Here is a 14,009-nt window from a genome sequence, read left to right as displayed (position 1 = left end):
CGTTTTATAATTAAATTAAAATTATTCTTTTATGAAATTCATAAATAAATTATCTCTCTTATTACTAGTTTTAACATTCTCTTGTAAAGGGAATATTCAAGAAAAAACAGCCAATTCTATTAGTGATTCCAATCAACATCCAAAATTAATTTTAACAAAAAATGGAGTAGAAAAAATTAGAGCTTCTTTGGGCTCTGTTCCAATTTTTGATAAAACTTTAGCTAAAGTTAAAGAAGAAATAGATGCAGAAATTGCCTTAGGAATCGATACGCCAATTCCAAAAGATTATTCTGGTGGTTATACACATGTACGTCATAAACGTAATATGGTTGTTTTGCAAAAGGCAGGAGTTTTATATCAGATTTTAGATGATGAAAAATACGCGAAATATGTAAAAGACATGTTAATGCAATATGAGGCAATGTATAAAACATTACCCATTCACCCTAAAACTAGATCATACGCAAGAGGTAAGTTGTTTTGGCAATGTTTAAACGATTCTAATTGGTTGGTTTATGTAAGTCAAGCGTATGATTGTATTTATAATTATTTATCTGAAGAAGAACGTACTAAGTTAGAAACTAATTTATTTAAACCATTTGCAGATTATATTTCTATTGGTAATCCGCAGTTTTACCAAAGAGTTCATAACCACAGTACCTGGGGAAATGCAGCTGTTGGTATGATTGGTTTGGTTATGGATGATCAAGAATTAATAGACAGAGCTTTATACGGAATTAAAGATTTAAAATTAAATTCTGAAGAAAAAGATGATGATGGAGGCTTTTTAAATAAAGATGGTAAAGCTGGTTTTTTAGCAAACATAGAAGAACCTTTTTCGCCAGATGGTTATTATAATGAAGGGCCATATTATCAACGTTATGCAATGTATCCTTTTTTAATTTTTGCTGAAGGATTACATAATGTAAAACCAGCATTAAAAATATTTGAATACAAAGAAGGTGTTTTGCTAAAATCTATTAATGCATTATTGAATTTATCTGATGCAAATGGAGATTTCTTCCCTTTAAACGATGGGCAAAAAGGAATGTCTTATTATACAAGTGCACTGGTAACAGCAGTAGATATTTCGTATCATTTTGGTGATAAAAACCCAGGTTTATTAAGTATTGCTAAAGACCAAGACCGTGTTTTATTAGATGATTCTGGTTTAGCAGTAGCGCTTGGTATAAAGGAAGGTAAAGCTAAGCCATTTGAAAAAAAATCTATTAATTTATCTGATGGACCAGATGGTACACAAGGTGGTGTTGGTATTTTAAGAAATGAAGATATAGAGCTTGTTTTTAAATATGCAGCACAAGGTTCTAGTCATGGTCATTATGATAAGTTGTCATATTCATTATATGAAAAAGGTGAAGAAGTAATTCAAGATTATGGTTTAGCTCGTTTTGTAAATATCGAACAAAAAGGTGGTGGAAATTATTTGAAGGAAAACAAAACTTGGGCAAAACAAACAATTGCTCATAATACTGTTACCCAAAATGAAACATCTCATTTTAATGCGAAGTATGAAATAGGAAGTCAGCATCATTCTGTTTTAAATTATTTTTCATCAGAAAGTAAAAACATTAAAGTTGTAAGTGCAAAAGAAACGAACGCATATCCAGGAACAACGATGTTACGTACTATGGCAATTATTAAAGGCGAAGATTTTGAAAAACCTTATGTTTTAGATATTATGAAAATAGTTTCTAATAAAGCGAATCAGTACGATTTTCCGTATTATTTCTTAGGGCAAGTATTAAATACAAATTTTGAGTATAAAATACCAACAACCTTAAAACCTTTAGGTTCTAAAAACGGATATCAACATTTATATCTAGAAGGTACAGCAAAAGTTTTAGAAGAGAATAGTAAATTATCTTGGTTAAATAAAGGTAAATTTTATACGTTAACATCTGTTACTAATAAAGCAGATGAATTACTTTTTACAAGAATTGGTGCTAATGACCCAGAATTTAATTTAAGAAGAGAAGCAGCGTTAATGGTTAGGAGAAAAAACACCAAAAACACAATTTTTGTTTCTAGTATAGAAGCACATGGTAGTTATAGTCCTGTTTCAGAGTCTGCCACAAATTCAAAAAGTAATATAAAAGAATTAAAAGTAGTTTTAGATACTGATGCTTATACTGCGGTTTCAGTACGTAATTTAAAAGGTGTTACTAAGTTGTTTATAACAGCAAATACAAATGCTTCTAAAGAAACAAAACATAAAATAAAAATTAACAATAAGAATTATGAGTGGTCTGGTTCTTATTATTTCAAATAAACTAATCATAAAATAAAATGGAAAAAATGAATAGATTCAGTGAAAAATATGTCATTGCAAAAGAATTAAAATGGGAAGAACTTGGTGGAGGAGTATCAAGAAAGTTTTTAGGTTACGATAATCAAATAATGATGGTGAGCGTAAAATTTGAGAAAGGGGCATTAGGTGCACCACATCAACATTTTCATACACAAGCTACATATTGCGTGTCTGGTAAATTTGAATTTGAAATAAATGGAGAAAAGCAAATTGTAGAAGCAGGAGATGGAGTATATATTGAACCTAATTTACTACATAGTGCAATTTGTTTAGAAGAAGGGCAGTTAATTGATACATTTAGCCCAGTAAGAGAAGATTTCTTAAGTGGAGGTGAAGTGTCTTACTTTGGAGACAAATCTTAAAATAAAAACTATTATTTATGTTAGTATCTTAAATTACCTTCATTTAATTTTATAATTTCTTTTTTTAATGTTTGTATAAACATAGCGTATGTACACAAAGATTAGAAAATTTAATAGCTGTCTTTAGTACTATTAAAGAGGGTTTTATGAAATAATTAACAAACTATTTTTTTATTTCAAAAAAAAACATATCTTTGGTTAACCAATTTGGTTTACCACTTTGGGAAACCAGATATGTTTTTTTAGAAATTAGGTAGAATTTTATAAATTTTAAGAATTAAATATAGCAGTATTTATTCTTAAAATTATTCTATTAGAAGTTTCTGAAATTTCTTATTTAAATTAAACACATTAATTCAAAACAATTAACTATGAACTTAAAAATTAAGTTAGTATTTATTGCAATGCTTCTCTTAAGTGTAACTAATTACGCACAGGAAATCGTTACAGTAAAAGGAAACGTTACATCCAAAACAGATGGTGAGCCAATTTTAGGTGCCAACATTATTGTCGTTGGAACAAAAACGGGAACAAGTACCGATTTTGATGGTAACTACCAAATTAAAGTAAAATCTGGTCAAGTACTAGAATTTTCTTATTTAGGGTTTACTTCTAAAAAAATTACAGTTACAAATCAAAAAACAATTAATGCAGCCTTAACAGAAGATGCTAGTACGTTAGATGAAATTGTAGTAGTTGGTTATGGTACTCAGAGAAAAAGTCATTTAACAGGGGCTATTTCTAAAGTTAAAAACGAAAAATTAGATCAAATTGCTGTTTCTAGAGTAGATGATGCTTTAGTAGGGCAAGTTTCTGGTGTAAATATTCAAGCTACAGAAGGAGAAGCTGGTTCAGCTCCTACTATTAGAATTAGAGGTACTGGTTCTATTACTGGTAATTCTGGTCCATTAGTTGTTGTAGATGGTATTGTTGTAGATTCAGACTTCTTAGGATCTATGGATATGAATGATGTTGAATCTTTTGAGGTTTTAAAGGATGCTGCATCTGGTGCAATCTATGGTTCTAGAGGAGGTAATGGAGTTATTATGATTACTACTAAAAGTGGTAAATCAGGAAAAACAAAATATTCTTATAGTACTTTTACTGGGTATAAAACTGCAAGAAAAAGTGATGCTTATAACAGTACGGTAGCACAAAGTGCACAAGATGAATTAAACTATACTTATGGTTTAACAGATAAAACAAAATACAAGCAATTAATTGGAGATCGTACAGATTGGCAAGATGTAATTTTTAATGGTGGTGCAATTACAAACCATGCGTTTAGTGTGCGTGGAGGTAATGAAAAACTTAAGTTTAGTGCTGCAATAAACTACTTACATGATGAAGGTGTTCTTTTAACTGATGATTTTAAGAAATACAGTTTTAATGGTAAATTAGAGTATAAGGTAAATGATAAATTTACTATTGGTGGTCGTTTCAATCCTTCATTTAATGAAAGAAGAAGATTTGATGGTTCTACTCATGATATTTTAAGACAACCCTCTTGGTTGCCAGTTTATTTAGATGCAGATAATATTAAATTTGTAAACAGATTTAGAGATGGTGGTAAATTTTCAGATGCTAAAATTGGAGACTATGCGCAACAACGTATGTTTGATGATTATGATTTAGTTGCAGGAGCACCAAGTGCAGGAAGTGGAACGGATATTAGTAATACTTCTAATACAAACCCAGCAGCAAAAATCTTAGAAAGAGATAGAAGAGATTTTAAATTGAAACTTTTTGGAAGTTTATATGCTAAATATAAAATTAATAAAGATTTAAACTTTAAAACGGCTGTTTCTGGAGATTATTCTAGAACAAGACAATCTAGATACCAAGGAGTATTGTCTAATAGAAACGGGGCAAGTGCATCTAGATTAGATAGTACTATGCAAAAATCATATCATATAGTTGTAGATAATATTTTATCATTTAGTAAAGATATCGACAAGCACACTATTGGTGCCATAGTTGGTATTACAGCAGAACAAACAAAACTAGAGTTTGAAAGTGTACAAGGTTCTGTTTTTACAGATGATTCTAGACAATATATTAATGCAGCAGCAAGTATAACAGATAGAAATCAGTATGAATATGAAAACACATTATTATCATTTTTTACAAGAGTAAATTATGTTTATGATGACAGGTTTTTAGCTTCAGCAAGTTTTAGAAGAGATGGTAGTTCTGTTTTTGGACCAAATAATAAATATGGAAATTTTGTAGCTTTATCAGGAGGTTGGAATGTTCATAATGAAGATTTTTTAAGTGATAGCGAAGTAATTAATAAATTAAAATTTAGAATTAGTTACGGTGTTACTGGTAATAATGATTTTAGAACAGGAAATCGTTTAGTAGATAACTATCCTTACTTAGCAATCTTAGATGATACTACAACAGGTGTTTCAGGTGGTAACTCAACTTTAGTTGTAAACCCTTTAAATATTGCAAACCCAGATTTAAAGTGGGAAAGACAAGTAGAATTTAACCCAGGTGTAGATTTTAGTTTATTTAATAATTTTCTTACAGGTTCTGTAGATTATTACTCTAGAACATCAGATCAATTATTATTATATAACCCAATATCTTCTACAACAGGTTTTACAAATGCACTTGTTAATTTAGGTGAAGTAGAAAATAGTGGTATAGAATTAGAATTAAGAACAAGAAACGTTAACAAAGAAAACTTTAAATGGTCTTCTACACTTATTGCTTCTAAAAACAAGAATCAGTTAAATGATTTTGCAGATTCTAATGGTCAAATTCAAAATGTAGATTCTAAAAGAGCATCAGAATGGATTAATTTAGAAGGAAACCCTATTTCATCATTTTATGGTTGGGTAGTAGAAAGAGATATTCCAAGAGAATTTCTTAGCAATCCTTTTCATCCAATTGGTGCAGAAGCACAAGATGTATATGTAAAAGATTTAAATGGAGATGGTTTAATTGATGATGATGATAAAACAATCTTAGGAAATCCTTATCCAGATTTAGTTTGGAGTTTCTCTAACGAATTTAAAGTAGGTGCTGTAGATTTTAGTTTTATGTTTCAAGGAAGCCATGGTGCAGAAATTAGAAACATGGGAGATCAGTATATCTTAAATCACTTTAACAGTGGTCAAGATTTTATCTCTACAACTCCAAATCAACAATTTATTAAGCAAAAAATATTTACAGATGATATTATTCAAGATGCATCTTATGTAGCATTAAGAAATGTAAATATTGGTTACACATTTAATAGTTCTGTTTTAGAAAAGATTAAAATGTCTAAAATGAGACTTTATGTTTCAGGACAAAATCTTATGTACTTAACAGCAAGTAACTATACTGGTTTTAACCCAGAGTCTGTAGATAATACAAGTGCAACTACATATGGTTACCAAAGAGCTGGTGCACCAGTATTTAGTACTGTAACTGTAGGTTTAAATGTAGAATTTTAAGAAACAATGAATTTAAAAATAGAAAATATTATGAAACAAATTAAATTTTTAATTGTACTTGTAGTAGCTGTATTTGTTTCTTCTTGTGAAGACACATTTTTAACACCAGACTTAACAACAGGTATTAGTTCAGATACTTATTTTACTACTGCAGAAGAAGTTGAAACTGCGGTTGTAAATATGTATGATGGTATACAAGGTTTTAACGCAGCAAAAGACACAGGTTCTAGTTTAAATCATGGAGTTCAAGTAGAATTTTATGTTACAGAAATGCGTAGCGATAATACAAGAACTAAAAGTCAAGAAGGAGAATCTGCTCAGTTTGAGTTTTATACAGTAGAATCTACAAATGGTATTGTAGCAGATTATTACAGAAGTTATTACAATGTAATTTATAGAGCTAACTTAGTTTTAGCTAATTTAGAAGCAGCAGGTGCGTCAAGCACTCAGTTTGAAGCAGAAGCAAAATTTGTTAGAGCTTATGCTTATTTTAACTTAGTACGTCTTTTTGGAGATATTCCATTAATAGATAAAGTAATTGCACCTTTAGATAAAGAAACTTCTTTTACAAGAGTTGCACAAAGTAACATTTACGAATTAATAGTTGCAGATTTACAAACAGCGGTAGCTAATTTAGATGATACATTTAAAGATAGAGCGTCTAAAGCTGGTGCAGAAGGACTTTTAGCTAAAGTGTTTTTAACATTAGGAAGACATAGTGAAGCACAAGTATTATTAGAATCTATAATGAACCCAGCAAGAGGTTTTGGTTTAGAAACAGATTTTAAAGATATATTTTATAATGAAGGAAACAAAGAAACAATTTTCTCTATAGGTTTTCTTGCAGGGTCAAATGATGATAGTCAAAATTTTTCTGCAGAATGGTTAAACGCAGTTGGTAGAACAAGTGGTGTAAACTATGTTACCGTAGAGGCTAAGGCTGCTTTAGATGCAATGGGAGGTAATAGAACAGCATTATCTTACAGAGAAGATTCTGCACAAGCAGGTCAATATCAAGTTGTAAAATACTTGCCTAATGGAGATGCGAATTTAGGAATACCAGTTACTTCTGCAGATCCAACTTCAGCAGGAAATGATTGGATTGTTTTAAGATACGCAGACGTTTTATTAATGCACGTAGAAGCAATTATGGCTGGTGCAGAAACTACTACAAGTACTGCAGCGTTGGCATCTTTTCAAGCAATTAGAGATAGAGCAGGCTTAACAACTGCTGTGGCTTCTATATCTAAACAAGAATTACTAGATGAAAGAAGAGTAGAATTAGCATTTGAAAACCATAGATTCTTCGATTTAACAAGAATGGGAGTAGCACAAGATGTTTTAAGTGATTTTTCAGCTAATTCTGGAGGGAGTTTTAGTTCTACAGATCTTTTATTACCAATTCCACAAATAGAAATTGGTTTAAGTAATGGTTTGTTAACTCAGAATGCTGGATATTAATTTGTTAACTTTTTTAAAAACAATATATTATGATTAATAAAAAATATAAATTAACAAACATAATGAGTGCTCTCATTATGTTTGTAGCAACAATAACATTCTTTTCATGTGAAGAAAATGTTTTGCCAGAAACAGGTTCTATAGCAGATAATACGCCGCCAAAAGCAGTATTTTCTTACACACAAGGTGTTGGTCCAGATGAAGAGTGGAAAGATTATACTTTTTCTAATCAATCAGAAAGCTCAACAACTTATGCTTGGTCTTTTGGAGATAATGGTTCTTCAACAGAAGTAGAGCCAATACATACTTATGCAGATGAAGGAACTTATACAGTTACTTTAATATCTAAAGATGGTTTAGGAGTTTCTAGTACAAGTACACAAGATATTACTGTTGTAAAACCTTTAGTTATTATCGCAATTACACCAGAATTATCTGGTGCAGATTTTGAAGATGTTGCAGGTGTTTGTGGTACAGGAGCAAGTAAAGATTGTTGGAGATTAAGTGGAAGTACAATTCACCAAACAACTAGTGACGGTGAAAATAGTAGAGGTGCAAAATTTCCTTCAGGAAGTACTAATAACAGAGTTACATATCAAGCTTTTTCTGTTTCACCTAATACTAAATATGTTTTAACAGCACGTTATGCGTTACAGGCAGATGGAGATGCTATTATAGCATCTGTTATAGATGGTCAGTTAGCAGATTTTAGCGAATTTGCTGGGGCAACTTTATTAGGTCAAGAATCTGGAATAGTAAATGAAGGTAAAGGTAATTTTAATACACTTACTGTAACTTTTGAAACAGGAGCAAATACAGAAATATCTATCTTATTTAATCATGATGGTAATTCTAAAGACTCTTACTTAGACAATGCAGCTGTAGTGCCAGAATAATAATAAATATTTACACACATTATTTAATTTCATCTAATAATGTGTGTAATTTTTATAGATTTTTTCAAGTATACTCTAAATGTTTATGTGAAAAAATATAGCTTTTTAATTTTTCAAAAACAGTCATTAACATTTGTAAATTAGAAGTGTCTCATTATATTTGGTAAAATAGTTAGTTTTGTAATATTAAACTGGTTAATCAGTAATGAACTAAAATTTAGAATATGAAGTTAGAAGTGCTTACTAAAAATGAAAATAAAAAGATTCAAAACTTAATAATTACCGGTATTAGAGACTTAATCAATTTTAAGAATTTAGAACCAGGAGATAAGTTGCCTTCTGAAAGAATGTTGTCAGAAAAATTTGATGTGAGTCGAAGTAATGTTAGACAAGCAATACAAAGATTAGAGTTTTATGGACTTTTAATATCTAGACCTCAAAGTGGAACTTTTGTTGCAAATATTGGTGTTATCGCTCTTAATGGAATGATAGAGGATATTCTAAGATTAGATGAAGCCGATTTTAAATCTCTTGTTGAAACAAGAATATTACTAGAACTAAAAACAGCAAGATTAGCTGCTTTAAGAAGAACAGATGAAGATTTAGAACAAATAAAAAACGCGTTAGAAGCTTATAAAAATAAAGTTATTAATGGCGAAGATGCTGTGCAAGAAGATTTATTATTTCATTTAGCAATTGCTAAAGCAAGTGGTAATAGTACTATGAATACTTTTATGTTAATTATTACTCCAGAGATTATTACAAATTTTGAAAAATACCATGTTTGTGATGCTGGTTTAGCTAAAGAAGGAATTAATGAACATGAAGCTATATATATGGCTATTTTAAATCAAAATCCTAAGCTAGCAAAAGAAAAAATGAAAATACACTTTAAAGCATTATATCAATATTGTTACAATATATAAAACGTAATACTGCTTTTATTATATTCTAAACAAAAATTATTTTACAAATAACACCTGTAGAATTAAGATTAATACCTGTAAATTAAATTAAATATATGAAAGTAAAAGGCTTACGTTGGTGGGTAATAACCCTAATATTTATAGCTACCGTTATAAATTATGTAGATAGAACTGCTTTTGCATTGCTTTGGCCAGAAATGGGTAAAGATTTAGGCATGGATAATTCAGATTATGCTATAATGCTAAATATTTTTATGGCGTGTTATGCTGCTGGTAAATTTCTGTCTGGTAAACTATATGATAAAATAGGTACTCGATTAGGTTTTACAGTTTCTATTATTGTTTGGTCTGTAGCATCTATTCTTCATGCATTTACCAAAGGTTTAGTTTCTTTATCTATAGTAAGAGGACTTTTAGGTGTTGGAGAAGCTGGTAATTGGCCAGGAGCAGTAAAAAGTAACGGAGAATGGTTTCCAATAAAAGAAAGAGCAATAGCACAAGGTATATTTAATTCAGGTGCATCGATAGGTAATGTAATAGCTCCTTTTATAATTGTATATCTCTATACTTTATTTGGTTGGAAAACTACCTATATAATTTTAGGTTCTGTTGGTGTATTATGGGTAATTCCATGGTTATTTTTAAACAAATCTACACCAGAAAAACATCCTTGGGTAACTCAAGAAGAAAGAAATTTAATTTTATCTGACAGAATAGATAAAGATGAGAATGTTTCAGAAGTAAATGCAAAGAGTTTATCTGTAGGTAAAATATTAAGTTACAAGCAGTCTTGGGGAGTTTTGTTATGTAGATTCTTTATGGAACCAATTTGGTGGTTTTTTGCAGGTTGGATGCCAATCTATTTAAACATCACTTTTGGTTTAAGTATAGAAGAAATTGCTGCTACAATGTGGATCTCTTATTTAATGGCTGCAGCAGGTAGTATAATTGGTGGTTGGTTTACTGGTTTATTAATGAGAACAAAATCTGTAGATGCCGCAAGGAAAATTACAATTACTGTTGGAGGTTTATTAGTTTTTATTGGTTTTGTTAGTATTGTTCAATTTGTAGGAGAAGATAATTTTATGACATTTATTTATCTAGCAGGTGTAATCCTTTTTGGTTTTCAATTTGCAATTGGTAATGTTCAAACAATTTCAAGTGATTTATTTAGAGGACCGTCTGTTGGTACCCTTGCAGGTTTAGCAGGTACAGTTGCAGCAGTTTCTCCTATAATAATGAACTGGTTTATTGGTAAAATAACAACAGAAGGTTCATATACCCCAGCATTTATAGCAATAACAATATCAGTTTTACTAGGTGTTTTATCAATTTTTGTACTTATTAGAAAGATAGAGCCAGTAAGAAAAACAATAGATCAATAGATAATAGATCAATAGATATAAAAAAACCTTTTAAAGGTTACCAAATTAAAATAATTATTACAGATAGGTATCGTTAAATAGGTTTATAGTAAATAATAGAAGTAAATAAAAATAAATAAGATGAGTAAAACAGAAGGAAAAGTAGCTGTAATTACAGGAGCTACAGGAGGAATTGGATTTGCAGTAGCAAAAAGATTAGGAAAGGATGGTTACACTGTAGTTTTAAATGGTATTGAAGATAAAGCCGGAGCAGAAAGAGTTAAAGAATTAGCTGCTGAAGGTATTACTGCTGAGTATTATGGTTTTGATGTAACAAAAGATGAAGAAGTAACAGCAAATATAACTAAGATTGGTGAAAAGTACGGGCATATTGATGTATTAGTAAATAATGCTGGTGGTTTAGGTGGTAGATCTAGATTTGAAGAAATGACAACTGAGTTTTATAGGTTTGTTATGGCTTTAAACCTTGATTCTGTATTTTTTGCTTCAAGAGCCGCTATACCTTTTCTTAAGAAAAGTGATAATCCATCAATAATAAACTATACTTCTAATGCTGCTTGGAATGCAGGTGGACCAGGTGCTGGTATCTATGGTACTTCTAAAGCAGGTGTTCATGCAATTACTAGAGCTTTAGCTAAAGATTTAGCTGAATATAGTATTAGAGTTAATGCAGTATCTCCTGGTACTATTGATACTCCTTTTCATGCACAAATTAAATCTACTAAGCCAGAAGTATTTGCTTCTTGGGCTAACAATATTATGTTAGGAAGATTAGGTCAACCAGAAGATGTAGCTGGTGTAGTTTCTTTCTTAGCTAGTAAAGATGCTGCTTTTATTACTGCAGAAACTATTCAAATTGGTGGTGGACAAGCATTAGGTATCTAAAAATATTTTTTATTTGAATTGAACGTTAACCTCTCTTAAATTTAATTTTTAGAGAGGTTTTCTTTTGCAGAAGATTCTCTAACAATTAATTCAGCATCTAAAATTTGCTTAGTTAATTCTTGAGTTATTATTTTCTTTTTAGTGTAATTTAAAAATGTTTCTGCTGCTAATTTTCCTATTTCTGCACTATGCTGATTTACGCTTGTAATACTTGGAGTAACCATGTCTGTAAATGGTTCGTTTCCAAAACCAACCAAAGCTATTTCATTAGGTATTTTTATATTATTTTCATTTAAAACTTGCAAGGCACCTAAAGCGGCATAATCTCCGGCAACGTAAACGGCATCTGGTCTATTCGTTAAATCTAATAATTGTTGCATTTTTTCTCTTCCATTCTCTATCGTTAGATTAGTCTCTATTAATAGTTCCTCATCTAAAGGTAAATCATGCTTTTTTAAAGCATCTATATATCCTCTAATTCTATTATTAAATATTCTAGTTCGTTTATAACCTCCTATATGAGCAATTCTTTTGCAACCTTGTGCTAGTAAATGCTCTACAATAATATGGCTACTGTTATAATCATCAATACCAATATAATCAACGTTTAAATCGTTTTCTCCTCTGTCAAATAAAATTAATGGAATACCTCTAGATTTTATTTTTTCATAATATTGTAAATCAGTAGTTTCATTTGCCATAGATGCAATAATGCCATCAACTTGTGTAAATAATAAAGTATCTATACTATCACATTCTTTTTTGTAAGACTCATTAGACTGTGTAATAATTATGTTGTATCCTTTTTCATTTAATACTTGTTCTATATTCTGAATAACAGAAGAAAAGAAATTACTATTTGTTCTAGGTACAATTACGCCAACTAAATTAGACTTACCACTTCTTAAGGCACTCGCTAAATGATTTGGTTGGTAATTTAAGTCTTCTGCGACTTGTTTAATCGCTTTTTTTGTTTTCTCACTAATTCTAGAGTCGTTATGAAGTGCTTTAGAAACAGCAGCAGCAGAAATATTTAGAACATTGGCAATATCTTTTATAGTAGTTTTCTTTTTTTTATTCAATTTTTTATATATTTGCTTAAACGTTTAAGCAAATATATAGCGATATTATTAATAATCAAAATAGACCAAACTATAATCTGTTTTGATTTTATTTTGAAAACATGGTTAAACGTTTAAGCAAATAACTATAATTTATTAAAATAACAATTAAAATGGGTAAAGTAGTAACTTTCGGAGAGATCATGTTAAGATTGGCTCCACAAGGATTTTTAAGATTTTCACAAGCAAATAGTTTTGATGTTGTTTATGGTGGTGGAGAATCTAACGTGGCTGTTTCATTAGCAAACTACGGTGTAGATGTAGATTTTGTAACACGTTTACCAAAAAATGATATCGGAGAATGTGCAATGATGGAAATGAGAAAACGTGGCGTAAACGTTGATAAAATTGTTTGGGGTGGAGACCGTTTAGGTATTTATTTCTTAGAAACAGGTGCTGTCTCTAGAGGATCTAAAGTTGTTTATGATAGAGCTCATTCTGCTATTGCAGAAATAGAATCTGGTATGATCGATTGGGATGCTGTTTTTGAAGGTGTAGAATGGTTTCATTGGACAGGTATTACACCAGCAATATCTCAAGGTTCTGCAGATGTATGTTTAGAAGCAGTTAAAGCTGCTAGTGCAAAAGGAATTACTATTTCTACAGATTTAAATTATAGAGCAAAACTTTGGAATTTCTGTGACGATGCACATAGAGAATCTATTATGACAGAATTAACATCATACTGTGATATTGTGTTAGGAAACGAAGAAGATGCAGAAATGCATTTTGGTATAAAGCCAGATGGTGCAGCGGTTCAAACTGCAGGACATGATGTAAAAGCAGAAGCTTTTTTATCAGTTTGTCAACAAATGACAGAGAAATTTCCAAGAGCTAAAAAAGTAATTACAACTTTAAGAGGTTCTATTTCTGCTTCTCACAATACTTGGGCAGGAGTTTTATATGACGGTAAAAAAATGTTACAAACACGTCAATACCAAATTACAGATATCGTAGATAGAGTAGGTGGTGGAGATTCATTTATGGGAGGTTTAATTTACGGATTATTAAAATACCCAGAAGATGACCAAAATGCATTAGACTTTGCAGTTGCAGCATCTTGTTTAAAACACACTATAAAAGGTGATGCAAATTTAGCAACAGTTGCAGAAGTTGAGAAATTAATGGGTGGTGATGCATCTGGTAGAGTAGCAAGATAAAATATATTTTTATTTATTCAATTTTTATATAGATG

Annotated in this window: 10 protein-coding genes; 9 read left to right on the top strand and 1 reads right to left on the bottom strand. The window is 30.4% G+C overall.

Translation table 11 applies throughout. From position 1 onward, the window contains the following. Window positions 1-31: 31 nt before the first annotated feature. The 8 genes from SHK09_RS01120 to SHK09_RS01085 all read left to right on the top strand — a co-directional run bounded on the left by SHK09_RS01120 (window position 32) and on the right by SHK09_RS01085 (window position 11,693). Window positions 32-2,290 carry an alginate lyase family protein gene (locus tag SHK09_RS01120; protein ID WP_319808924.1) on the top strand — a complete coding sequence of 753 codons (2,259 nt, stop codon included), beginning with the start codon at window positions 32-34 and terminating at the stop codon, window positions 2,288-2,290. Between the two features lie 26 nt (window positions 2,291-2,316). Further along, window positions 2,317-2,691 (top strand): cupin domain-containing protein, encoded by a 375-nt coding sequence (locus SHK09_RS01115; protein WP_319808923.1) that lies wholly within the window; start codon window positions 2,317-2,319, stop codon window positions 2,689-2,691. Window positions 2,692-3,062: 371 nt separating this feature from the next. Beyond that, the gene (locus SHK09_RS01110; RefSeq protein WP_319808922.1) at window positions 3,063-6,140 is read left to right on the top strand and encodes a TonB-dependent receptor; all 3,078 of its coding nucleotides are present in this window, start codon (window positions 3,063-3,065) and stop codon (window positions 6,138-6,140) included. 30 nt (window positions 6,141-6,170) lie between these two features. Beyond that, window positions 6,171-7,601: a RagB/SusD family nutrient uptake outer membrane protein gene (locus tag SHK09_RS01105; protein WP_319808921.1), complete on the top strand. Its 1,431-nt coding sequence runs from the start codon at window positions 6,171-6,173 to the stop codon at window positions 7,599-7,601. A gap of 29 nt (window positions 7,602-7,630) precedes the next feature. Further along, window positions 7,631-8,497 carry a PKD domain-containing protein gene (locus tag SHK09_RS01100; protein ID WP_319808920.1) on the top strand — a complete coding sequence of 289 codons (867 nt, stop codon included), beginning with the start codon at window positions 7,631-7,633 and terminating at the stop codon, window positions 8,495-8,497. A gap of 224 nt (window positions 8,498-8,721) precedes the next feature. Next, complete coding sequence (locus SHK09_RS01095) at window positions 8,722-9,423, top strand: FadR/GntR family transcriptional regulator (RefSeq protein ID WP_319808919.1); 702 nt, start codon at window positions 8,722-8,724, stop codon at window positions 9,421-9,423. A 95-nt stretch (window positions 9,424-9,518) separates the two neighbouring features. Continuing rightward, entirely contained in the window at window positions 9,519-10,808 is a 1,290-nt protein-coding gene (locus SHK09_RS01090; RefSeq protein WP_319808918.1) for an MFS transporter, read from the top strand. Window positions 10,809-10,928: 120 nt separating this feature from the next. Next, window positions 10,929-11,693, top strand: a complete 765-nt coding sequence (locus SHK09_RS01085; protein WP_319808917.1) for an SDR family NAD(P)-dependent oxidoreductase — start codon at window positions 10,929-10,931, stop codon at window positions 11,691-11,693. A gap of 41 nt (window positions 11,694-11,734) precedes the next feature. Here the strand turns inward: SHK09_RS01085 and SHK09_RS01080 are convergent, their stop codons facing one another. Then, window positions 11,735-12,775, bottom strand: coding sequence for a LacI family DNA-binding transcriptional regulator (locus SHK09_RS01080; RefSeq protein ID WP_319808916.1), 1,041 nt, complete (start codon window positions 12,773-12,775; stop codon window positions 11,735-11,737). A gap of 152 nt (window positions 12,776-12,927) precedes the next feature. Between SHK09_RS01080 and SHK09_RS01075 the strand changes: the two genes are divergently transcribed. Then, window positions 12,928-13,974: a sugar kinase gene (locus SHK09_RS01075; RefSeq protein WP_319808915.1), complete on the top strand. Its 1,047-nt coding sequence runs from the start codon at window positions 12,928-12,930 to the stop codon at window positions 13,972-13,974. The last annotated feature ends 35 nt before the right edge of the window (window positions 13,975-14,009 follow it).

The sequence above is a fragment of the Polaribacter sp. PL03 genome, from assembly GCF_033875165.1.
GTDB lineage: Bacteria > Bacteroidota > Bacteroidia > Flavobacteriales > Flavobacteriaceae > Polaribacter.
This window is presented reverse-complemented; position numbering and strand designations above follow the sequence as displayed.

What these genes read in the sequence shown, in the direction of transcription:
- SHK09_RS01120 (WP_319808924.1), top strand. Translation starts at nt 32, where the DNA reads ATGAAATTCATAAATAAATTATCTCTCTTATTACTAGTTTTAACATTC.
- SHK09_RS01115 (WP_319808923.1), top strand. Translation starts at nt 2,317, where the DNA reads ATGAATAGATTCAGTGAAAAATATGTCATTGCAAAAGAATTAAAATGG.
- SHK09_RS01100 (WP_319808920.1), top strand. Translation starts at nt 7,631, where the DNA reads ATGATTAATAAAAAATATAAATTAACAAACATAATGAGTGCTCTCATT.
- SHK09_RS01085 (WP_319808917.1), top strand. Translation starts at nt 10,929, where the DNA reads ATGAGTAAAACAGAAGGAAAAGTAGCTGTAATTACAGGAGCTACAGGA.
- SHK09_RS01105 (WP_319808921.1), top strand. Translation starts at nt 6,171, where the DNA reads ATGAAACAAATTAAATTTTTAATTGTACTTGTAGTAGCTGTATTTGTT.
- SHK09_RS01095 (WP_319808919.1), top strand. Translation starts at nt 8,722, where the DNA reads ATGAAGTTAGAAGTGCTTACTAAAAATGAAAATAAAAAGATTCAAAAC.
- SHK09_RS01090 (WP_319808918.1), top strand. Translation starts at nt 9,519, where the DNA reads ATGAAAGTAAAAGGCTTACGTTGGTGGGTAATAACCCTAATATTTATA.
- SHK09_RS01075 (WP_319808915.1), top strand. Translation starts at nt 12,928, where the DNA reads ATGGGTAAAGTAGTAACTTTCGGAGAGATCATGTTAAGATTGGCTCCA.
- SHK09_RS01110 (WP_319808922.1), top strand. Translation starts at nt 3,063, where the DNA reads ATGAACTTAAAAATTAAGTTAGTATTTATTGCAATGCTTCTCTTAAGT.